Origin of the sequence: Lachnospira hominis (ex Liu et al. 2021), from assembly GCF_014287955.1 — a bacterium.
GTDB lineage: Bacteria > Bacillota > Clostridia > Lachnospirales > Lachnospiraceae > Lachnospira > Lachnospira hominis.
On record NZ_JACOPD010000001.1, the window covers coordinates 349,622 to 372,228 of the forward strand.

The window sequence follows — 22,607 nt, forward strand, 5'->3', positions numbered from 1 at the left end:
TCTCCACTAACCAACTGCCATACCATAAAACTTTTCTTCAAAATACTTTGTAGGCACCTTGCCTGAAATCACTCGATAGCCTTTTTCTTTTAATTCATTGTTAAGACCACGAATGATTTTGTAAGCATATCCTCTTGATACTCCAAGAATCTGTGCCGCTTCATCTGCTGTTACATACATCTTCATCGTATTCTCCATATTGAGTTCTCCTTTCCTGTTTTATTTTGGTACACTTTTGTGACCTTGTTTGTCCGTATTATATCAGTACACATTTGTGTCTGTCAAGTATTTATATTAAATTTTTATACACAAATGTGTCCCAATGTGATAGAATAGGCTTATCAAAACATAAAGGAGCTGTTTTCACATGACTACTGGGGAAAAGATTAAATACTTTCGCAATATGCGTGGAATATCGCAGGAAACGCTTGGTCAGTTATCCGGCATAAACTCCGCAACAATAAAGAAATATGAATATGGAATCCGTAATCCAAAGCCTGACCAGCTTTTAAAGATTGCCAATGCACTAGGCATCAGCATTAACATTTTCATGGATTTTGATATAGAAACAGTTTCTGATGTCTTATCATTACTGTTTAAACTGGATGATCAGATTGATATGAAATTTGAGGCAGATAAGGACGATGAGGGCAATTTCAAGCCATCTACTGTTAAGCTGTCCTTTAAGAACAATCTCATCAATAAAAAACTCTGTACCTATATGAAAGTTCTGGAAATTCGTGAAAATATGATAAATGCTAAAGATGAATATTCAGAAGAAGAGTATGCTGACAACCTGAAGCACATCAATGAAAATATCGAAGAAATCAAGCAGCACCTGCTTGATGACAATATGGTTGTCAAAAAGGAACTGACAGACTTACCGTGAAAATTTTTCCAAATTAGAGAAATCTCTTGAATTATCAGACATAAGATGATAATATCTAATTAAACAGAAAGCACCCACTCCAAAGGTGGATGCTCCGAGTTTAGGCTAAAGAAATGTCCTTATGGACACCGCCTATCCTGTGGATCAGACAGGATAGGCATTTTTATTTGTGCTTGTTTCTCTTGTCGAGAAAGGCAAGCAACGCTACAATCAAGCTACCAAAGGACATCAGTAAAGCTAATATCCCAATGAAAATCGTAATGATCTCATAAGCTGTCATCGGCGCCACGTCTACACTTCGTTTCGGTCGGTGCTAAGCAGGTGCCACCGGCACCTAGCACCCCTTCCTATGTATTCCGCCGGTAAACCGGTATCATAAACTCGGGAGTCTACCTCTACGCTTCGCTCCGGTCGGTGCTAAACAAGCGTCCCCCGGACGCTTAACGCCCTGTCATGGGTACTTTCCTTAGATAGTATCCTAACATAAGAACTAATGCTTCTGCAAGAGTACATGCACTTCTTTCAGTTTTTTATTATTTTCTTCCAAGTATTTCAACATGATTATCTACTCCTAGAATCGTTTGTTCTCGACATGTTTTTTATATAGTTAAAATACGCCCGGAAGTGGTATCATGCCATCCCGGACGCTCATACAAATTCATTTCATATTATTACTTATGGCCCTCCACTAATCCAATGTATCAATATACTCTTCCAAGCACATTCCACTCTGATGAATTGCCTCTGACGCGTCTTTTCCTACATAGCGATAATGCCACGGTTCATTAGCAACTCCCGTAATGCTTGTCTTTCCTGACGGATATCTTTGGATAAAACCATATTTATAAGAGTTTTCAAGTAACCAGTTGTAAACATCATCACGAGAACACTTTGAGGTATCTGCATTGATATCTACTGCTATTCCAAGTTGGTGCTCACTTGTCCCCGGCAACGCTACCCACTCCATTGCTGTTTCTTCTGCCATGTGCTTTGTATATCCCTCACTTCGATAAGCAGCTATTTTATCATCTAAAATCTGTTGCTGTTCCTCTGCGGTTCGGTATCCTTCCCTAACAAAAGGATATACACCTGCATTCCTCGCATCATCAAACATTTCCTGCAAATATGGGTATATTCTGGAATCAATTTTCTGTCCATTGCTTAGCTCCATAAAATCAATTTCATAAATATCAGGAACATAATTATCACGATTGACCAGCATTAACTCCCATCCATACTTGTCACTTGCAGTGTTATGTTCTTCTTGCTTTATTATCCCAAAACTTTTTAACTTACTTGAATAATGAATGACACCATTCACTACCAAGAAATACCCAACACAAGCGACCAAGAGCAGAAACATGAACAGAGCCATATTTTTTAGATGGCCTCTCTTTTTACGTTTCATCTATTTTATCTCCGTTTTATGATATATATAATAAATAATCGGCAATAGCACCACGCATAAAATAGGATATATTACCATCATAATCGGAATCGAACCAACAACCTTCCCACCTATTTGATACAAATTGAAAAGATTTATAATCTCATTAATCTGCAATAATTGGTCTGGGAATAATCCAAGTACACCTTCTAAGAAGTGGAAATTCGACAAGAATAATGGTAAAAACAAACTAACAAATGGAATAGTAACCGCCACTACTGCTGTATGTGTTTTCGCAGATATAAGCATAGACAGTAACATACAAAACAATGTTCCAATATAACCGGCTGAAATGGTAAGTACATACAGTTGCACATAAGTAATATTGTAAAAGGACTTCCAATACCAAAATCCAGTTTGTATCATTACATTTCCACCACCAAATCCGAGAACCCCTAATACAATGATGGAATATAAAGCAATAAACAGCCAATAAATAGCCGTTACCACAATAAGCCCTGCTGTAAGTTTGGCTTTCGTTCCTTTATCCCTTCCATACTTTGTCGAGAAAAATATGGAATCTGCCTTCCAGCTAAATTCATTTGAGAAAATACCAGATACCAAAAATGCAGATACAAGCATGACTAACATTACAATAGTTTGAGCATAGTGTAGTACTGACCCCCATCCATCATAATCCTCATAATATAATGGAGCTTTTAGCTGACCATATCTTTCAAGCAAAAAGGCTTTCTCATTTTCATCAAATAACCCTTCTGCATCTTCAGAACCTAGCCATTTTTCTAAACTTTTTACCCTATTCTCATATAGCTTACCAACTTCATCTTTTGATACAGAATCAATACGATAATAGTTGAAATCTCGGAACTCACAAAATCCGATATTAATCATATCTTTGATTTCTGAAATGCCCTGCACTTTGGAATCATGCAGCATATTGGCTGTGTAATCTCCTTGACGAATTGGGTATTCTTCATTTATCTTTCTATATTCATCCAAAACTTTCTGCAAGGCTTCTTCGTCCAAAGTGCCTTCCCATTTCTGCTTTTCTGTTCGTAGATCTCTAGCTGCTGCTATTCCTGTATGCGATACCCCTTGTTCATCAATGTAAGTGATATTTGTAATTGCAAAATAGCAGGATATAATAAGTGAAAGTAGCAGCACAATCATAGATATCCTGCAGATGGTTTTAGAAAAAATCTTCTTGATTTCATAACGTATCATTCTGTCTCACCACCCTTTTCTCCAAAGTAATACAGAAACACATCTTCTAGTGTTGGCTCTATCACGCAGGCTTCAGGAATTGGCGGTCTATCAGCAATAATACGCAGTTCCACCATTCCTCTCTCCGACTTCATATTTGACACTTTGAACTGTTTCATCATTTTTGTTGCGTCTGCCTGTGATACTTCACACGCATACACATTTTCCTGCATAGAAGCAATCATATCATCCAGATTTCCCTGTTGCACAATCTGCCCTTCTTTCATCAGCCAGATCTCGTTTGCAATATACTCTATGTCTGAAACAATATGCGTTGACAAAATAACAATTCGCTCCTCTGACAGTTCACTAATCAGATTACGAAAACGAACTCTTTCCGATGGGTCAAGTCCGGCTGTAGGCTCATCCAAAATAAGAATCTTTGGATTATTTAACATAGCCTGAGCGATTCCAGTTCTACGCTTCATACCTCCTGATAGCTTCTTCATCTTCTTATTGGCAGCCTTTGTAAGTCCCACCTGCTCTAATAATTCTTTTACTCGTTTTCCTGCTACCATAGGACGGATTCCCTTTAAGCTGGCAATATACATCAGATAATCCTTTACCGTAAAATCTGGATAAAATCCAAATTCCTGTGGTAAGTATCCAAGCAAATTTCTATATTCTCCATCCATTTGGAAAATGTCTTTTCCATCACATAAAATCTGTCCACTTGTTGGCGGCAATAAGGTACAAATCATTCTCATAAAAGTTGTCTTACCTGCACCATTCACACCCAACAATCCATATACGCCATTGGTTATTGTTAAATTCAGATCATCTACAGCGCAAAACTCACCAAACTTTCTTGTAACATTAACCATTTGTAATTCCATATAAATTCACCTCCAAAAAACGATTACACTCATGAATCGTCTTATAGACTGCACCAATCAAAAAACATATTGCAAATACGAACAGGATAATCCATATAGGCATAGCAATACGTTCATAAATAGCATTATTCATTGCAACGCCCCACCATATCACGCCCCATATAAAGCATCCTAATATAGATGTTGCCTCATTCAGAAAGCTACAGTTCAACATTACAAAACAAATTCCCGCTGTAATAACCATAGGGAACAAGAACTGAACCAGTAAATCCATAAACTGCATTTTCATGCCGATACATACCACTGTTAAAAATACTGTTAGCATGAATACATCAACTATTCCTATTAGAAATATTCTTGCCGAATAAATCTGTCTAAGAGAGAACAAACATGTCACCTCTATTTGACGGGAATTACTCTCCTTATTTCTCCAAAATTCCGGAATAATCATCACTACAAAAAATACAGAAGCAACTCCCAATGTTCTCATAAGATAAATCGAATCCTTCAAAAATGGCATAATCAAAAATACCAAGGCAAGCAACATTGCCTGTAATATCCACCATCTCTTTCGAATCAAGCGAAACTGCGAAAAAAAGAATTCTGTATAACTCATCATATTTTCAGACTGTACTTCCATCATGACATTCTTTGATTTCTGTATAGTTTCCAAAATTTTTTCTTCTCTTGGAGTAACACTATTTTCTCTTTTATATGTTTCCATCATCTTCTCAAGTTTCATGAGACTCCTCCTCTCCCAATAATCTTTTTAATTCTTCTTTTGCTCTCTTATGCCTATACTTTACTAGCGGTAATCCAATCTGCATTATGTCAGCAATTTCTCTTAGCTTTAGCTCTTGAAAATAGATCATTATAATAATTTCTCTTAATTCCGGCTGCATCTGTTCAAGTGCATGTTCCACATACATTTGATTTTCCTTTTTGGGGATATCGCCATCAGAAACTAACTCTCTTTCCAATACTTCCGTTTCTATGCTCTCTGCCTTCCATTTCTTTGCACTATTCTTACAGAGATTACCAGCTATCACATAAAGGTAATTCTTTGCTTTTCCCATATGCTGATAAGATTGTATGTTATTTATAAAGCGAAGAAAGGTTTCCTGTGTTAGATCTTCCGCTTCTGTCTGATTCAAACAGTGATATCTACAATAAGACAAAATATCCGCATAATATTTCCGTACAAATTTATCAAAGGCTTGATCATTGCCCTGTTTCATTTGCAGGATTAAAATAAAATCATTCAAGTTACACTCCTTCCTTATTTTGTAATGAATAAACGTTTATCTCACTCTAATATGTGTAACAACTGACTACCTCAAAAAGATAGTTTTATTTTCATTTTTTATAACTTAACAAATCTTGTCAAATAAAAAACACGCCCGGAAGTGGTATCATGCCACCCCGGACGCTCGTTTCTTACTCTCCAAAACTTTTCTGTCTCCACCAACCACTTAAGCTTGATGCAGTTATCATCTGAAATTCTTAAAATGCTTAATCTCTGGTCACATTATATTTCGTATTCAGATATATCACTCTCAACAGAAAAATCGATATTATTTGCCACTCCACAAATAGAGCCAAACTAGAGCCATTTGATAAAACAAATGCCGGAAGCCCGCATAAATACAAGCTTTCGGCATTTCAATCCGTTATTCAAACTCCTCTTTGCCAAGTTGTTTTGTGGTGTAATGTATTGATTTTGGTGGTGAAAATCCGGGAGTTTTGTCCAAACTATACCTGTTGCGTGGATTTTTAGGTAATTGTATTGTCATTTTGTTGTCACAACAATTTTGCCAGTTTCGATTTACAAAGTAATCGAAAAAAACTGTTCTTCATATGACTCTAGGCATCCTTGAACTGTCATTTCTTTTCTTTCCCTAATGATATCTTCAACCATTTTTATCAACTCGTCTTCGGATGTAACATTTTTTATTTTAATCCAATCCTCATGATAATTAAGGTACATTATTAGTTCCATAAATTCCGATAACGTAGGCACACGTTTTACCCCTATCCTTAAATCATTATAATTTCCAATATGTATATGAGCCTTTGGATGTGACACTGCAGAGTATTGTGTTCTGTCTTCTGTATATTCTAATCGAATATACGTTTTCATTTTATCCAAATATCCATCATACATTAACTCATTTGGACACGGATAATAAATTAGGCAAGCCTCTGAAATACTTTTCATATAAAATTTATAATCAATCTGTATAACACCACCATCATTAAACATAAACAAATAATCATTCTGATTACAAATATTCTGATATACTTCCGAAAATTTAGCATCTTTCTGTATTCCAGTTTGATTATGATTTGATGAAATAGAGAAATCATTGCACTTTTTTTCTGCAAAGAGCGGATTCACAATCATTTTACACTCCAAATATTTACTTATAGTTGCTTTAATATCTTTCATAATTAATTCATAACTATTCATCTGTACTCTCTCCAAGCAAATTTTTAATGCTCTCCTTTGTATCGTCATCTAAAAATAAGTTAAGTAATTTCAGTTTTTCCTTATCGCCCAAAACCGCTTTCAACGCTTCAATATCTCTTTCAAATTTTGCTGTTTTATCTGATTTAAAAATATAATCTATATTTACCATTTTCTCAAATTCAGCTTGTGATGGGAAATCAAATTCAAAACATGGCAATTTACTAACGATTTTCTCATATTCTTCTTTAAACAAATCTATATTGTCCTCAGCACCACTCACAAATACCCAACCTTTAGAACGGGTCATTGAAATAAAAAAAGAATTTCTCGCAATTCTACGTTTCGCCATAGAGGTCTCGTCATACATGCTATTTCCACCAAGAACAAATACTATCGGAACCTCATTTCCTTTTGCTCTCCTCGGTGTTGTCAATGTAACACACTCATCTTGAAAGAAATTTTTAGAATCTTCAACAATTCCTGGAATAATTGAAAGGTGCCCTTTCTTGTATAACAACTCTTGCATACGTTGCAACAATTCTTTAGATTTTTTTCTCAGATCTATTACCATTATATCCTCAGGCTTAACTTTTTCTTGAGTAATTAATTCATCTATTTTTTCACTTACCCTCTGATATTCTTCATTAATTGTAGAATAAAAATCAAAATTTACAATCGGATACTTTTCATATAGCTGATTGATTTCGTTAGGACTGTTTTCTTTAGTTCTTTCCACTATAACTCGACTTGAAAAAGAAATATCATCTCCCACGTTATTAATCTTTTCAAAATCAAACCCCAAAGCTTTCCAATTTTTAACGCTTCTTATCATTTGAACCATTCCATCTACAGCATAAATTCCAAAGCCAAAAGCCATAGCAATCAAAAGAACATCTCGATAATTTCTATATGACTTTTTCAATATATGATCATTTTCTTCAAGTAACTTTACCTGCGGTTCTCCATTTTTATCCTTTCCAAATAATTCTTCAAAATCTGGCATTGAAACATCTGTTGTTGTTTGTAATTGATCATATGCTATCACAATCTTCTTAGGGTCTTTAACAATCTTCGCTACTAAATAAAAAAATTCTTCTGGTAAATCTTGTGCCTCATCTATAAGCACATAATCATATTCTTTTCTTAAATTATAAGCTGAAACTCTTTTACATGCCTCTCCAAAGGGATTACTATATCCCCTTACTTCATAATATGGTATAGGTGACAATCCATTAGTTCTACAAACATTATACAATAGTCCCTCGCCTGTTGTTCTTCCTCCCCACGCATGCAATATCTTTAAATTCTCTGACGGTTGAACCCCAGTCAATTTTACATAATACTTTTGTATCAGTCTCGTTACTTGCGTATACAAACTCTGAGTATAAAATACATACGCAATTTTTGCATTGGGATCATATCTATGAATCTTAGCAGCTTTTATTGCCAAAATAACTGTTTTTCCAGTTCCAGCCAACCCTCTAATCTGCTCACATGCATCTGTTATACTAAGGCTTGCCTCTAATTGAGTTTCATCAAATGTGTATATTTTCTGATTGTTTATTGCAATTGCTTCCCTTAAGTTCTTTGCTGGTTTTTCAATCGGAATTCCGATATCTTTCGCCAATACATTCGCCTTTTCAATAACACTAAGTAGCCTTTTCCAATTATCATCATCCAATCGGTGCTCACACATATTATCAAACATATTGCCTGATATATAGTCCGAAAACCATATATTTCTCATAAAGTTTTCGTGAATTTTGACCCTTTCCTTTTCTAAATTAGTGAAAATAATAAAGCTTGTAAATTTCAGTTCATTGTCTATTCCATTTAATGGCGACATAATATCTGTTTTGCATTTATAACAATAATTGTCAAAGTATTTTATCTCATTTATCTCTTTATTTTCAGAAATAACCCAATAATTTTCATTCATTTCCGTTAAACGTTCTGCTGTATAATTATATCCTTTAATAAATATTACTCCCCATTCTCTGTCCACTATGGTAAATGTTGGCAGAACGCCATTCTCCACTAAAAAATCCGGTTCTTCATATAAACAATAGCAATCCTCCCTATCTCCAATTTTACTTCTTAAAAAATTCAATATTGCATTTGCAGTTTCATCTTTTGGAAACTTTACTTTATTATAAATTCTTTCTATCATATTTTTCCTCCATTAAATATTATTTCCATAACACCATTCTCCATATCATCAATACTATAAATAGTATCCATAACTTCGAATGTCTCTCTCAAATTACCTCTTGCACTCTTCCAGCCAATTCCATCTGTAAACCACACAAAGGTAAATCCCTCAATAGTGTCTGCTTCTTGCGAAAGCATTTTATAACTTCTTGCGGTTTCATTCAACTTCGAGCCACCGCCACCATAGAAATTTGTTTCAATACCATAAATCATCTTATCTGTCTTGATTACAAAATCAAATCTCTTAGCGGCTTTTCCCTGATTAGAAAGTGCAGATAAATCAATATTCCACTTTTCTTCAATATCCTTGAGGTGCATTTCCTTGAAGTAATTTACATCCTTTTCAAATCCTGCTGCCATGATATACTTTTCAACCAAGTCTTCCATCTGGTGACCGCCACGATTCTTACGACCATTAGAATCCAATCCGGTTTCTATACCCAACGCATAATCCACAAGATTATTTACTAAGTGATTTGCAATCATATCAAATAATCCTGTCTTACGCATGAATACCTTGTACTGCTCCACATTGTAATTCATCTGTTTGAAATTATATAAGAACGCACCTTCTTCATCCTGGGCATATATTTCATGACCTCTCACCGCAAGAAGTAGCGGAACACATTGTAAAGTTTCCGGATACTTTGTCACAATCTTCTCAAATTCTTCTTCGATATTTTTAGAACCAATCAAGGAATTTAAGATGTTTAATTCCACCTTGATTTCATTAACATTTCTTACGACCTTTTCAAAATCAATATAATAATCATAACTTGATATACTTGGTCTGAACTTACTCAACCATTCATCAAAATTTCTATTTGTCATTTGCTACCTTCTCCAATCTCCTCTTGGATATCTCCAAGTATTCTTCACTTACATCTATTCCAATAAACTTCCGTCCAAATCGTACTGCCTCTACTCCGGTAGTTCCAGAACCACAAAATGGATCCAATATAACTTGTCCATCCTCCGTTGACGCCAGTACAATTTTTTCAAGCAAATATTCCGGTTTCTGCGTGGGATGCTTACCTTCTGTTTTCTCAGAAGGTTTCGTCAATGCTCCAGTCCACACATCCTTCATCTGCTTTCCGCCATTCATTTCTTTCATTTTCTGATAATCAAAAAAATGCCGAGACTTCTTATCATTCTTCTGTGCCCATAAAATGGTTTCCGTAGAATGTGTGAAGCATCGACATGCTAAGTTTGGTGGTGGATTTGTTTTCTGCCATGTTATGTTGTTGATTATTTTGAAGCCTTCCTGCTCCAATGCCATACCAATTGAATATATATTGTGTAGTGTTCCTGATATCCATATTGTGCCGTTCGGCTTTAGTACTTTCTTACATAACTTAATCCACTTTCTGTTAAACTTGTGTTTTTCTTCGACGCTGGTTCCACTTTCCGAAAGCTTATCCCATGAGCCTTTATTTACTGAAACCATCTTTCCGCCCTGACAGGTAATGCCGTCATTACTTAAAAAATAAGGTGGATCTGCAAATATCATATCAACAGATTCTGGTTCCATTTTTGTTAGAATTTTAAAGGAATCACCTAATATCAATTGTGATTCTTCAGTCTCAAAATATAATGGCACTTTCTTTGTAAATAAGTTCTCCATTATCTCGACTCCTTTAGTAATTGCATATAATCACTTCTTCACCAACTCTGTTGGATGCATCTGAATTAATCATACGTTTTACACTTACAACATCTATTTTATAGCCTTTGTTGCCATACAGCTCATTTATCAAGTCCGTATTATGATTTGTGAGCATACAGTAGCAACCTCTATCTGTTAATTCATCAAAAAGTTTTGCTAAACGCTTATGGCTTTCTATATCAAATCCCTCTTTTGTGTATGACTCAAAAGAAGTAGGCGCGAGTGGTGCATATGGACTATCTATAAATATAAAATCGCCCTTCTTTGCATCCTTACAAGCCATTTCAAAATCACCATCTATAATGGTTACTCCTTGCAAGTACTTTGAAGTAGCCATAATAACCTCTTCATCAACAGAAGCTCTCCGGCTGTTGTTATACGGAACATTAAATAATCCTTTGCCATTTACCCGATACAAGCCATTAAAACAATGCTTATTTATAAACACAAACAACGCAGCCAATTCCACATCATACTCCGCTTTCATCAGCTTGTCATTGTAATGCTCCCTGAGGGAATAATAGTATTCCTTACCATCTTCCCACATTTCCGTATCAAGCCTGCTCACAGCCTTCAGGAATGCTTCCGGTGCGTTACATATCTGCTTGTATGCATTTATCAATGCTTTGTTTATATCATTTATCAGAGCATTTGCAGGTAGCAACTCGAATGTAACTGCACCGCCACCCACAAATGGCTCATAATAATTATTATATTTTTCAGGCATTCTTTCCTTTATTTGTGGAATCAACTGACGCTTACCGCCAGCCCATTTCACAAATGGAGCGACACTTGAATTATTCATTTTGATTCCTCTTCTCTATGTCCGCAAAAGGACAATCTTTTACATATCTATTATACTTGCAAACATACAAAATAACAACCAAAACTTTCACTCTGTGTGAATTATCTTACTTCTGAAATACAAATATATACTCATGTGCCAGAAGCAGAAAATTGTTGTTTTGTTTTTCCCAATAATCAGTAGAACGACAATTATGCTGCTCTTTAATTATAATTTCTTTATTCGTAAATCCTGCCTGTAAAAAGCATTCCATCATACGAAATCCTAATGGAATAACCTTTCCATATTTTCTTACATCCCCAATCATTACAGCACACATTTTTCCTTTTTTCAAAACACGATATGCTTCATTTGCGACCTTCTTCATCTCATTTAAAAACGCTTCCACACCAAGTAATGAAATATCCCCTTCTATCCCTTTGCTGTATTTGATGATATTGGCATATGGCGGATGCGTACAGATAAAGTCAATACGACTATCTTTGATAAAATGCAAATCTGTAGCATTTCCATTTCGTGTAAAGATTTTTGAATTTGTTTCACATTGGAATTGTAAATTCGTTTCAGAGATTGAAACAGATTGCGGATTGATGTCAACACCTACCGCATGACGATTGAGTAGCTTTGACTCTACTAAGGTTGTTCCACTACCCATAAATTGATCTAAGACCCAATCACCGGGATTAGAATACCGAAGTATCAGATTTCTTGGTACATATGGTGACCAATTTCCTCGATACTTTCCTGAATGCGTTGCCCAACTGCCCCTGTCCGGAAACGACCAGACTGTTGTTGGTTCAAGCTTAAAACTATTTGGTTGTAAACTTATAAGACATTCCTCCTTCTTTTTTGTTGATTTCTACATTGTAACTCAATTTCATTCAAAAATCCATAGTAGTTTTCTTTCACTATAAGTGAATTTATCTGTTATACATCTCATGAGATAATATTCACAAATAGTGAAAGAGGTGTTGATATGCATTTCGAAAATGATATAGACCTATATCGTGTTATAGGTGCAAATATAAAATATTACAGAGAACAATCTAAATTAACACAGGTGCAACTTGCCGAACAGGCTAAAATCAGCATCAGCTATCTCTCCAAAATCGAAGCATCCGGATGTGATAAGAGTCTTTCAATATCGGTGCTGAACCAGATTGCAAATGTACTTGGTGTTGAGATTAGTGAATTTTTTAAGGAGGTTGATAAAACATGAAACTAATAGAAGCTCAGAAAAGAATCGAAAAACTTGCTTATATTCCATTTAAGGAATACCTTACCGAAGAACAGTTTAATAATATTGTTGTTAATAAAGGTAAAACCGGACAGATTTTAGAACTCACTATTGGACTTCAACTTTCCAATACTACTCTCGATTTCGAAGATGGAGAGCTTAAAACTAACAAATGTAATAAACTCGGAATTCCTGCTGAAACAATGTTTATCACACAAACCGCATCTATTATTGATGAATTACTATCTTTCAAGCCCTTTGAAGAAAGTAAGTTATATAAAAAAATCAATCGAATGTTATATGTTCGCATCAACAAAGAAGGAGCGCCTGAGAATTGGATGTTTTTGCCACCTATATTAGTAGACCTATCATTGCCAAAATATGCCGAACTTGCTGCCCAACTAAAATTTGACTACATAGACATATGTGACATTCTAAATGACCAACTTTGTCTTTCGCCTGACGCAATGTTACATACTGCAAATGGAAAGTATATTCAAATCAGAACGAAAGATTCCATTCCTTATCATGCAATTTATTCAAGGAAATATGACAGAATCGTATCAGACAAAAATAGAGCTTTTTATTTTAAAATTCCCTGCTTAAAATATTTAATTACACTCGAATAGTAAAAAAATTATTTTGAAATATAGGAAGGTGCACATCACCTTCCTCTCCCCACATCCTTGACCTTCTCCCCGAGCCACTCCATAAACTTCTCCAGCAGATTAATCCCACCAATTACAAACTGCTTCATAAACTCATATGCATTTTCCAGCTTGTCCTTTAGGCTACGATTCTCCTCCCGCAATATCTGGTTTTGATACCTCAGTTCTATCACCTGCTCCTTCAGATAATCGTCGCCATCGACCGCTCTCAGAAGTTCCTTCTTAAGTCTTTCTGCCTCTTCCAGTTCAAATTCAGCCCGTTCAGTCTGTAATTTTGCAGTATCCGATATCATCATCCACTTGTCTGCCTCTTTTTGCGCAGCCTCAATTTCGTTCTGTTTATCCGTGAGCTTATCTACATTCTCATAATATTCCAGTCGTAATTCAGAATTCTTTAAGCGTAAATCCATTGTTTCCGACTGTAATTTCTGATTTTCGGCTATGGTATCATCCAGCTTCTTTTGAACCTCAGACCGTTCTTTTCTAAAACATTCCCGCTTACTTTCAATTTCTTTTTCCAAAGACTCTATCCGTTCCTCTTTTAATTCCAGAACAACCTGTGCGCCCTCCAACTCCTCCTCAAGTACAGCCACTTCTTTTGCCCGTTCCTGCTTTTTATAATCCAGTACGGATAAATGCTTATTGTGCGTCTCTTTCTTCTTCCAGTCAATTCCGTACCGGCTCATAATAAGAGCAATATCATCTTTCTCTGCCTCCGCCCACTGCTTCCATTCGGTGTTCCCTTTGCCTTCACTTACAAATCCTCTGGTAGCAAGTGCCGCCTTAAGACTTGTCTTTGTCTCCAATCCTCTCTTGCAACCGGATACCCAAGGGATAAAATTCAGATGCAAATGTGGTGTTTCCTCATCCAAATGAATATAAGCACCAATCACATAAAGCTGTGGATTGCGAAGTTGAAACTTTTTCACATAATCCTTCAGCACCCATGTTGCAACCTCTGCAGAAGAACTACCTACTCCGGTATCATCCCTATTGCCTATCTGAACGATAACCTCATAAAATAATTTTTCCTGCTTGCTTCGGGAAATTTTATCATAATAACTTTTAATCTGCCTGTCCTTGCGTTTCTGTTTTGCATTATATTCCTTAAGTGCCTTATCAAATAATTTATGATATGCCTGCTTAATATCTTCGTGAATAAGAGTAATATTATTCTTGGTACGGCTGGCATCTACATTGTCAGCTATAAATCTTCTAGTGTTGTGCCCGATGGAACCTTCCCCATTCATGAAACTGATAGTTCTTTCCATTGTCAAAATCCTCCTCTTTTGGTATGTAATATAGGCACCTCCTTCTTATCTGTAATGAGTGCCGGATACGGCACGAAACAGCAGATTTCCCTGGGAAGGTTTTGTTACTTTTGTCAAAAGTAACGCAAAAGCACTTTTGACAGCTTCGCCATCAAAAATGCAGACCCGCAAGCGGGTTTTGCGCTCCTCGCCGGAGTGGCTATACGGCTCTCCCCACCGGATAAAGCTCCCTTTCGGGAGCTTATAAGTCGCGGATACGCGACATATTATTTACCAGCCACAGCTCCGATACAGAACTCCACTTATCCCCTAATGAAAACAGTTCACCACATCATGCAGAACTACTTCTTCAGCTATCATTCTTGCCTGAGTTCGTAGCTGATACATTTCCACAAAAGAATTCGCATGCTTTGGTTTATGTTTACGCAACCACTCATTTTCAATATCCTCCAACAATTCATAAGCCACTTCATTTACTTCGGTTGCTTTGTCATGTAATTCTCCAAATCGTACCAGACTTCTGTATCGCTGTGGATATTCCTTCTGTATGTAATCAATCCACATATGACCATATTTTCCGACATCTGAACTATTCTCCTCTCCACCTAATGTAATCAATGGATAAAAAATGCCCTCTTTTTCTATGTATCTCACACCTAATTTTTCAAATAATGTTTCTTCGCTCATAGCAGTCACTTCCTTTATGCAAAATTTTTGTTATTCCTCATTTGGTACTGTAAGTTGCTTCATATCTGCCAATGTTCTCGGCTTTTCTTTGAAGCCTTCCAATATTTCCAGCATGGAGCGGATGGGAGTCAGCAGCTCCCCATCCATATCCGATGCCTTTTCTATTCTTTCAAGTTCACGCTCAATCCTTTGCAGGTTCTGCCGGAATTGTACCAACATCAATGGGTTACCTATGGCAACCACCTTTTGATGAAGAACACTCTGGATTATATAATCCTGCTTGGTACGAAATCCGCTGAGCTTCACTCTATTATTCAGCTCCTCGTTTTCCTCCGGTGACATGCGGAATGCGATTGTCACATTACGCCATCTGTTTTTATCATCTCTATTCTTTTCTGACATTGACCAACGCCTCCCTTTCTGTTTCCAGTTGTGCTGCCATATCCGTCTGCACCGTTGGAAATAAATGTGCATAATGATAAGTAATATCTACCGCCTCATGTCCGACTCTTTCCCCTATTGCCAATGCTGAAAATCCTAAATTGATTAACAGGGAAATATGCGAATGTCGTAATCCATGGATTCGAATTCTTTTCACTCCTGCAAGCTTTGCTCCCCTATCCATTTCGTGATGCAGATAGCTTTTTGAAATGGTAAAAATTCTGTCATCCATCTTGATTCCGTATATGCTTTTTATAAAATCCTCCATCTCTATAGTAAGGAAATCCGGCATGACAATGATTCTGTTACTCTTTGGTGTTTTCGGGTCTGTAATTACATCTTTACCTTCCAGCCTCTGATATGACTTGTTTATCCGAAGCGTTTTCTTTTCAAAATTGAAATCACCCGGTGTCAAGGCAAGCAGCTCACCTTCACGAATACCAGTCCAATAAAGTATTTCAAATGCATAATACGAAATAGTCTTATCTGCCACACACTCCAAAAATGCCTGAAATTCCTCCTGTGTCCAGAACTCCATTTCCTTATTTTCTTCTTTACCCATGGTTCCTGCTTTTCGTGCCACATTATCTTTCAGACCATACATATTTACCGCATGATTTAATATGGCACTAAGCTGATTATGAATGGTTTTCAGATAGGTAGGGGAGAACAACTCCCCATTATCCTTTTTCAGCTTCATAATCTCATTTTGCCACTGGATGACATCCGAGGTTCGTATATCATCCAGTTTTCTTTTTCCGAAATAAGGCAGAATCTTTGTCTCAATAATGTGCTTCTTTGTCAGGAAAGTATTGCGTTTTATTCTCGGCTCCAAATCCGTCAAATAAATATCCACAAAGCTTTGAAAGCTCATACTGATACTCTGATTCTCTTTCAGCTTGAAGTTCCGCTCCCATTCAAGAGCTTCGCTTTTCTTCGCAAAGCCCCTCTTGGTTTTCTGTTTCCTTGCTCCAGTCAAATCCTTATAATAGGTTCTCACCTCCCACATTCCAGTCTTATTATTCTTGATAACCGCCATCTATCCCACCTCCTTATCCGTAGATAGCCCGTAGATTCGTTTCATAAAATACTGTGTACTTACACGCCCTTTTATTGTCACGAATCCATCAGCCTCAAGTTCTGCATTCAGCCGCCGTATCAGCTTATATGCATAGGATAGTGATACGTCTAGCATTTCCATGACATCCTGCGCTGTTAAAAATCGTTTGTTCTCCATAAGCAAATGCCTCCTCTCTTTCGTTTTATTATTCAGTTCATTTATGAACGTTTGTGATGTGCATTATATTAGCAGTTCACTTTTGTACTGTCAATACTTTTTGGTAAAAAACATTTCATTTTTGTACTGTTAATGATATAATGTACGCAGATATATGATTTGTACCTTGTGACATCATGCATAATACGGTACTCATTACACGAATAAGGAGCAGTAAAATGGGCGAGAAATTCACCAGCCGGGTAGGCTATTTGATTCGAAATTTCAGAATTGCATCTGACATGACGCAAAAGGAATTAGCAGATAAATGTGGATTAAACGAATCCACTATCAGAAACTATGAACTTGGAAACAGATATCCGGATGAAGCAACTTTATTAAATATTGCAAGAAATCTAGGGGTCAGTTTTTATGCGTTGTCTGATCCTGATGTGGCAAATATATTCAGTGCACTTCATGTACTGTTTGACATTGAATGGGCATATGGACTACGACCTACCCTAAAAGATGGAGAAATATGCTTCAAATTTGAAGAGCGGCTTCCTAGTGCCGGTCCCCGTCCACAAGAAGACCTTGATAACTTCCGAAAGATGGTTGAGTATTGGGCACGCTTGCGAGACAAGCTGGAGGATGGAGAAATATCAGAAACGGAATATTATCTCAAAGAGGTAAAGTACCCAATGAATCCAATAGGTCCAAATAAAGAGTACTCTGTTTCGTTAAACCTTGATGATGACGACCAGCTACTGGTTCAGAATATGAATGAGGATGACGATGCAGAAGAAACTGCTGAATTGTTAAAAGACTTGTTTCCGGATTTTTCGTATGTGAAGAGAAAGAGGAAACCGAAGAAGGAGTAATAATATTATCACTTACAATAAAATCAATTACAATTTGAAAGGGGAATTATATTATGGACGCTATACAAAGTTACTTATTACGCTTTATGGAGGGATCAGATAAACGTTTTGTCATCCCTGTCTATCAAAGAAATTATGATTGGAAAAAGGAACAATGTGAAACACTTATGGAAGATTTGATATCTATTTATCGTAACAATATTCCCTCTCATTTCTTTGGAAGTATTGTTTTTGTAGGAGAAGAACTTGCTTCTGGAACAGAATTTTGCATTATTGATGGTCAACAACGTCTAACAACTATTTCATTATTACTATTGGCTATATATAACTATGTTACGGAAAACAATATTGAAACGCAGATAATTAACCCTAGAAAAATCAAAGATAGTTATCTTGTCGATGAATATGCACCAGATGAATTAAAGCTCAAACTAAAATTAGCAAAAAACGATAAAGATGCTTATGAAAAATTATTTTCACATGATACATTAGTTGAAAACTCATCGGTCACAGGTAATTACAACTACTTTTATACTAGAATATCACATATGGAGCCTGCTGAACTGGATAAACTCTTTTCTGCAATACAAAAACTTATTATAGTTAAGATTTCCATTAATCCGTCTCACGGAGACGATCCTCAACTCATTTTTGAAAGTCTTAATTCTACTGGCTTAGGACTTGAAGAAGCAGATAAAGTAAGAAACTTTATTCTGATGGGATTAAACTCAGAGCTACAAACTAAATATTACAATGAATATTGGGCTAAAATTGAAACACTTACATCTCATAATGTAAGTACATTTCTTAGATATTATTTAGCAATAAAAGAGCAAAAGCTATGGCAAACTGACAAATTGTATAAATATTTTAAAACATATGTTATTGCAAATAATTTGAATAACGACATTAGTATTTTATTAAAAGATTTACTAAAATATGCAAACTACTATAATTATGTCATCAATACGGATGGTATATCAGGCTATAAAGGATCCCTAACAAAAATAAAAATGTTAGATTTTTCAATAGTATATCCTTTTGCTATGGAACTTTTTGAAGCTTTAGACAATAATTTAATTTCAGAAAAGCATTTAGATGAAATTTTTCTTTACATTGAATCATACATGGCACGGCGAATCATCTGCGGAATAGATTCTGGATCGTTAAATAAAATGTTTGCTTTCATGGGTAAAAATATTAAAGATATGATGTCCAAGGAAAAAGTATCTTACTTAGTAGCTTTTAAATACATACTTTTAAATAAAGTAGGTCATTATCGTTTTCCAAGAGATAATGAATTTGAAGAAAAATTTTTATCGAAAGATGTTTATAACACAAAATCAAATTACAAAAAGTATTTTCTCGCTGAGTTAGAAAACTATGACAACAAAGAAAAAATAGATGTATATGGTCAATTAGACTCTGGTGAATTAACCATTGAACATATAATGCCACAAACTCTAAATGAACCATGGAAAAATGAATTAGGAGAAAACTACAGCAAAATACACGAAGAATATTTACATACCTTTGGAAATTTAACATTAACTGGATACAATAGCAAATATAGCAATTTATCATTCAAAGAAAAATGTAGTATTGAAAAAGGGTTTAATGAAAGTCGTCTATATTTAAACAAATTCGTATCACAGCAAACATGCTGGACAAAAGATACTATGGAAGAGCGTGCACATGTACTATTTGAACGAGCACTTAAAATATGGAAACTTCCAGATTCTTCATTCACAAAGACTAATGAAGATGATTGGATTGGTCTTGACGAAGATAATATTGACTATACAGGAAAATCCATCTGCCAATACAAATTTCTTACAGAACTTACTCCAATTTCTGATTGGACATCAATGTACAAAGATGTTTGTAAATCATTATTCCTATTGGATCGAAGTTCATTTATATCATTTGTAAATGCAGATTTCCCGGAAAATAAGACTATTAAAAAAAGATTCAACACAACTAATACAGGAATGAGAAATCCTTTTATGGTAGATTCTGATGTCTATATTGAGTTAAACTTAAATACGCAAACTAAAATTGAAATGCTTCGCGTGTTATTTGCTCATTTTAACATTGATTTCCAAGACTTATCTTTTAAACTAAAAGCTACTTCTGAAAATGAATAAATTATTGTCATTTGATTGTCACGCAACAAAAAACGAGCCAAGAAACGCCGTAAATTCGGCATTTCTTGGCTCGTGTACATTATTCAAACTCAATCGTTCCAGGTGGCTTGCTCGTCAAATCGTAAAATACTCGATTGACCCCACGCACCTCGTTTATAATTCGGCTCATGACTGTCTGGAGCACTGCGAATGGAATCTCGGCACTCTCGGCTGTCATGAAATCTATAGTGTTTACGGCACGCAGTGCAACTGCGTAATCGTAGGTTCTCTCATCGCCCATAACGCCGACTGAACGCATGTTAGTGAGAGCTGCAAAATACTGGTTCGGCATCCATGCCGGAGCTTCACCGTTTGCCTTCTTGTATTCGGCTACTGCCTTATCAACCTCTTCACGATAGATGAAATCTGCATCCTGAACGATACGTACCTTGTCAGCCGTTACTTCACCGATAATTCGGATTCCAAGACCCGGACCCGGGAATGGCTGGCGGAATACGAGATTTTCAGGAATTCCAAGCTCAAGACCAGCTTTTCTTACCTCATCCTTGAAAAGGTTGCGGAGAGGTTCAATAATTTCCTTGAAATCAACGAAATCAGGAAGACCGCCTACGTTGTGGTGAGACTTGATTACGGCTGATTCGCCGCCGAGTCCGCTTTCAACAACGTCAGGGTAAATTGTGCCCTGAGCAAGGAAATCAACAGCACCGATTTTCTTTGCCTCTTCCTCAAATACACGAATAAATTCCTCACCTATAATCTTTCTCTTTGCTTCGGGTTCTGTGACTCCCGCAAGCTTTGAGTAATATCTTTCCTGAGCATTTACTCTTATAAAGTTAAGGTCAAACTGACCATTTGGACCAAATACGCCCTCAACTTCATCACCTTCGTTTTTACGCAAAAGACCGTGGTCTACGAATACACATGTAAGCTGTTTTCCGATTGCTCTTGAGAGAAGTCCGGCCGCAACAGATGAATCAACACCGCCTGAAAGAGCAAGTAAAACCTTGCCGTCGCCGACTTTTTCACGGATTTCCTTAATCGTATTTTCAACAAATGCATCCATTTTCCATGTTCCAGCACAACCGCACACGCCGCGTACAAAATTATGAAGCATCTTTGTACCTTCCTGTGTATGAAGAACTTCCGGGTGGAACTGAATTGCATAGAGATTCTTTTCCTTGCACTCAGCAGCTGCGACAGGACAGTCTGCTGTGTGGGCGATAATCTTAAATCCCGGTGCAACCTGTGAAATATAATCAAAATGACTCATCCAAACGATAGTCTTTTCTGAAACATCTCCAAATAAAGCACTGCTCTTATCCACAAATGTCTCTGTCTTTCCGTACTCACGTACAGGTGCCTTTTCAACCTTTCCGCCAAGAACATGCTGCATAAGCTGTGCTCCGTAACAAAGTCCGAGTACCGGTACTCCGAGTTCAAATAATTCCTTTGTGCATGTAGGCGAACCCTCTTCATAACAACTGTTTGGACCACCTGTAAGGATAATTCCCTTAGGATTCATGGCCTTTATCTGCTCAAGAGGTGTCTTGTAAGAATAAATCTCACAATATACATTACATTCACGGACACGACGTGCAACAAGCTGGTTGTACTGTCCGCCAAAGTCTATAACAATAACCTTTTCCTGATTCATATTGTCCCTTTCATATATTGTTTTTCCTAAACCACAAAACACGTATTGCATGTTCCGACAGTTTCACGGCAGTTGCCAAGTTACAGTGTATACACGAACTTTGCACTCCTTTAATTATTATAGTAAAGTCCGCCGGCAATGACAAGCCACTTTGTAAATAAACTTACAAAAAATCATTTAACTGCGATGTTTTTTATAATGACGCAACTATTGATGCTACCAAAAATGCCGCACATGCCAATATAGCGATTATCTTTATGACTTTCATGCTGTTCCTGCATTTTATATTTTTTCTTAAATAAGACAATACTCCCGTAGAATAAAAAACTGCAACAATCAATGCACCCATAGCCAGTCCGAACGAAGTTCCCATAAGATAATCATAAACAGGCATGTTATTTTCCGTTCCCAGATTCAGCATCACAAAACCGACAATAATCGAACACAGCCCTACGATACTTATAATTCTGAGTCTTTTAAGTAAAATGCCCTTTTCGTTCTCCGCATAATCCGCAACAAGTTTCAATGTCTCTTTTTCTTCACTGTTCATAATCTCGCTTTTCCTTTCCCCGTCAATAATTTCCCTGATGTCAACATTGTAAAAATCCGCAAGTTCAACCAAAAGACTCAAATCGGGCATATTGCTTCCCGTTTCCCATCTCGAAATAGTCCTTGACGATACATTGAACTGTTCCGCAAGCTGTTCCTGCGTAAGGTTCTTTTCCTTTCTTAATATTTTAAGAAACGAGCCTATATTTTTTTGATTCATACTGCTGCCTCCTTTCATTGACAGGTTATATCATCTGTACCGGAATAAACACGACACAAAACGAGAAATGCCGAATTTTCACCTATAG

Annotated in this window: 24 protein-coding genes; 5 read left to right on the plus strand and 19 right to left on the minus strand. The window is 36.4% G+C overall.

The features are described 5' to 3' along the window. Positions 1 to 6: 6 nt before the first annotated feature. Positions 7 to 198, minus strand: coding sequence for an ICEBs1 excisionase (locus tag H8S01_RS01670; RefSeq protein ID WP_116444116.1), 192 nt, complete (start codon positions 196 to 198; stop codon positions 7 to 9). 169 nt (positions 199 to 367) lie between these two features. On the opposite strand from H8S01_RS01670, the gene H8S01_RS01675 reads away from it, so the two are divergent. Continuing rightward, positions 368 to 889, plus strand: a complete 522-nt coding sequence (locus tag H8S01_RS01675; RefSeq protein WP_186835949.1) for a helix-turn-helix domain-containing protein — start codon at positions 368 to 370, stop codon at positions 887 to 889. A gap of 688 nt (positions 890 to 1,577) precedes the next feature. Here the strand turns inward: H8S01_RS01675 and H8S01_RS01680 are convergent. The 11 genes from H8S01_RS01680 to H8S01_RS01730 form a co-directional block, all read right to left on the minus strand. Next, positions 1,578 to 2,297, minus strand: a complete 720-nt coding sequence (locus H8S01_RS01680) for a M15 family metallopeptidase (protein WP_243204171.1) — start codon at positions 2,295 to 2,297, stop codon at positions 1,578 to 1,580. Then, a complete protein-coding gene (locus H8S01_RS01685) occupies positions 2,298 to 3,521 on the minus strand; it encodes an ABC transporter permease (protein ID WP_186835950.1) in 1,224 nt (407 codons plus the stop codon). Next, entirely contained in the window at positions 3,518 to 4,396 is an 879-nt protein-coding gene (locus H8S01_RS01690; RefSeq protein ID WP_186835951.1) for an ABC transporter ATP-binding protein, read from the minus strand. Before H8S01_RS01690 ends, H8S01_RS01685 begins: the two co-directional genes overlap by 4 nt. Continuing rightward, positions 4,377 to 5,138 (minus strand): hypothetical protein, encoded by a 762-nt coding sequence (locus tag H8S01_RS01695; RefSeq protein ID WP_186835952.1) that lies wholly within the window; start codon positions 5,136 to 5,138, stop codon positions 4,377 to 4,379. The genes H8S01_RS01690 and H8S01_RS01695 overlap by 20 nt, the downstream gene beginning before the upstream one ends. Continuing rightward, positions 5,128 to 5,661: an RNA polymerase sigma factor gene (locus H8S01_RS01700; protein ID WP_243204172.1), complete on the minus strand. Its 534-nt coding sequence runs from the start codon at positions 5,659 to 5,661 to the stop codon at positions 5,128 to 5,130. Before H8S01_RS01700 ends, H8S01_RS01695 begins: the two co-directional genes overlap by 11 nt. Before the next feature lie 560 nt (positions 5,662 to 6,221). Then, positions 6,222 to 6,866, minus strand: a complete 645-nt coding sequence (locus H8S01_RS01705; RefSeq protein ID WP_186835953.1) for a DUF2290 domain-containing protein — start codon at positions 6,864 to 6,866, stop codon at positions 6,222 to 6,224. Continuing rightward, the gene (locus H8S01_RS01710; protein WP_186835954.1) at positions 6,859 to 9,036 is read right to left on the minus strand and encodes a DEAD/DEAH box helicase; all 2,178 of its coding nucleotides are present in this window, start codon (positions 9,034 to 9,036) and stop codon (positions 6,859 to 6,861) included. The genes H8S01_RS01705 and H8S01_RS01710 overlap by 8 nt, the downstream gene beginning before the upstream one ends. Further along, complete coding sequence (locus H8S01_RS01715) at positions 9,033 to 9,908, minus strand: type II restriction endonuclease (RefSeq protein WP_186835955.1); 876 nt, start codon at positions 9,906 to 9,908, stop codon at positions 9,033 to 9,035. The genes H8S01_RS01710 and H8S01_RS01715 overlap by 4 nt, the downstream gene beginning before the upstream one ends. Beyond that, positions 9,898 to 10,701, minus strand: a complete 804-nt coding sequence (locus H8S01_RS01720; RefSeq protein WP_186835956.1) for a DNA-methyltransferase — start codon at positions 10,699 to 10,701, stop codon at positions 9,898 to 9,900. Before H8S01_RS01720 ends, H8S01_RS01715 begins: the two co-directional genes overlap by 11 nt. 13 nt (positions 10,702 to 10,714) lie before the next feature. Then, the gene (locus H8S01_RS01725; RefSeq protein ID WP_186835957.1) at positions 10,715 to 11,548 is read right to left on the minus strand and encodes a DNA adenine methylase; all 834 of its coding nucleotides are present in this window, start codon (positions 11,546 to 11,548) and stop codon (positions 10,715 to 10,717) included. Positions 11,549 to 11,654: 106 nt separating this feature from the next. Further along, complete coding sequence (locus H8S01_RS01730) at positions 11,655 to 12,377, minus strand: DNA methyltransferase (RefSeq protein WP_186836066.1); 723 nt, start codon at positions 12,375 to 12,377, stop codon at positions 11,655 to 11,657. Between the two features lie 147 nt (positions 12,378 to 12,524). Between H8S01_RS01730 and H8S01_RS01735 the strand changes: the two genes are divergently transcribed. Then, on the plus strand, positions 12,525 to 12,767 hold the full coding sequence (locus H8S01_RS01735; protein ID WP_186835958.1) for a helix-turn-helix domain-containing protein: 243 nt from the start codon (positions 12,525 to 12,527) through the stop codon (positions 12,765 to 12,767). Next, positions 12,764 to 13,414 (plus strand): DNA mismatch repair protein MutH, encoded by a 651-nt coding sequence (locus H8S01_RS01740; RefSeq protein ID WP_186835959.1) that lies wholly within the window; start codon positions 12,764 to 12,766, stop codon positions 13,412 to 13,414. Before H8S01_RS01735 ends, H8S01_RS01740 begins: the two co-directional genes overlap by 4 nt. Before the next feature lie 35 nt (positions 13,415 to 13,449). Here H8S01_RS01740 and H8S01_RS01745 read toward each other — a convergent pair whose 3' ends face one another. From H8S01_RS01745 to H8S01_RS01765, 5 genes are all read right to left on the minus strand, one after another. Continuing rightward, positions 13,450 to 14,724, minus strand: coding sequence for a plasmid recombination protein (locus H8S01_RS01745; protein ID WP_186835960.1), 1,275 nt, complete (start codon positions 14,722 to 14,724; stop codon positions 13,450 to 13,452). A 309-nt stretch (positions 14,725 to 15,033) separates the two neighbouring features. Next, positions 15,034 to 15,411: a TnpV protein gene (locus H8S01_RS01750; RefSeq protein WP_186835961.1), complete on the minus strand. Its 378-nt coding sequence runs from the start codon at positions 15,409 to 15,411 to the stop codon at positions 15,034 to 15,036. Positions 15,412 to 15,441: 30 nt separating this feature from the next. After that, on the minus strand, positions 15,442 to 15,813 hold the full coding sequence (locus H8S01_RS01755; protein ID WP_186835962.1) for a plasmid mobilization protein: 372 nt from the start codon (positions 15,811 to 15,813) through the stop codon (positions 15,442 to 15,444). After that, positions 15,797 to 16,891 carry a site-specific integrase gene (locus tag H8S01_RS01760; protein ID WP_186835963.1) on the minus strand — a complete coding sequence of 365 codons (1,095 nt, stop codon included), beginning with the start codon at positions 16,889 to 16,891 and terminating at the stop codon, positions 15,797 to 15,799. Before H8S01_RS01760 ends, H8S01_RS01755 begins: the two co-directional genes overlap by 17 nt. Further along, the gene (locus tag H8S01_RS01765) at positions 16,892 to 17,089 is read right to left on the minus strand and encodes a hypothetical protein (protein WP_005333555.1); all 198 of its coding nucleotides are present in this window, start codon (positions 17,087 to 17,089) and stop codon (positions 16,892 to 16,894) included. It abuts the gene before it with no gap. A gap of 251 nt (positions 17,090 to 17,340) precedes the next feature. On the opposite strand from H8S01_RS01765, the gene H8S01_RS01770 reads away from it, so the two are divergent. Both H8S01_RS01770 and H8S01_RS01775 read left to right on the plus strand, forming a co-directional pair. Continuing rightward, the gene (locus H8S01_RS01770) at positions 17,341 to 17,949 is read left to right on the plus strand and encodes a helix-turn-helix domain-containing protein (RefSeq protein ID WP_243204173.1); all 609 of its coding nucleotides are present in this window, start codon (positions 17,341 to 17,343) and stop codon (positions 17,947 to 17,949) included. 53 nt (positions 17,950 to 18,002) lie between these two features. Then, a complete protein-coding gene (locus tag H8S01_RS01775; RefSeq protein WP_186835965.1) occupies positions 18,003 to 20,096 on the plus strand; it encodes a DUF262 domain-containing protein in 2,094 nt (697 codons plus the stop codon). A 79-nt stretch (positions 20,097 to 20,175) separates the two neighbouring features. Here H8S01_RS01775 and guaA read toward each other — a convergent pair whose 3' ends face one another. Further along, positions 20,176 to 21,750 (minus strand): glutamine-hydrolyzing GMP synthase, encoded by a 1,575-nt coding sequence (gene guaA, locus H8S01_RS01780; RefSeq protein ID WP_186835966.1) that lies wholly within the window; start codon positions 21,748 to 21,750, stop codon positions 20,176 to 20,178. Between the two features lie 193 nt (positions 21,751 to 21,943). Further along, on the minus strand, positions 21,944 to 22,519 hold the full coding sequence (locus H8S01_RS01785) for a helix-turn-helix domain-containing protein (protein ID WP_186835967.1): 576 nt from the start codon (positions 22,517 to 22,519) through the stop codon (positions 21,944 to 21,946). Between the last annotated feature and the right edge of the window lie 88 nt (positions 22,520 to 22,607).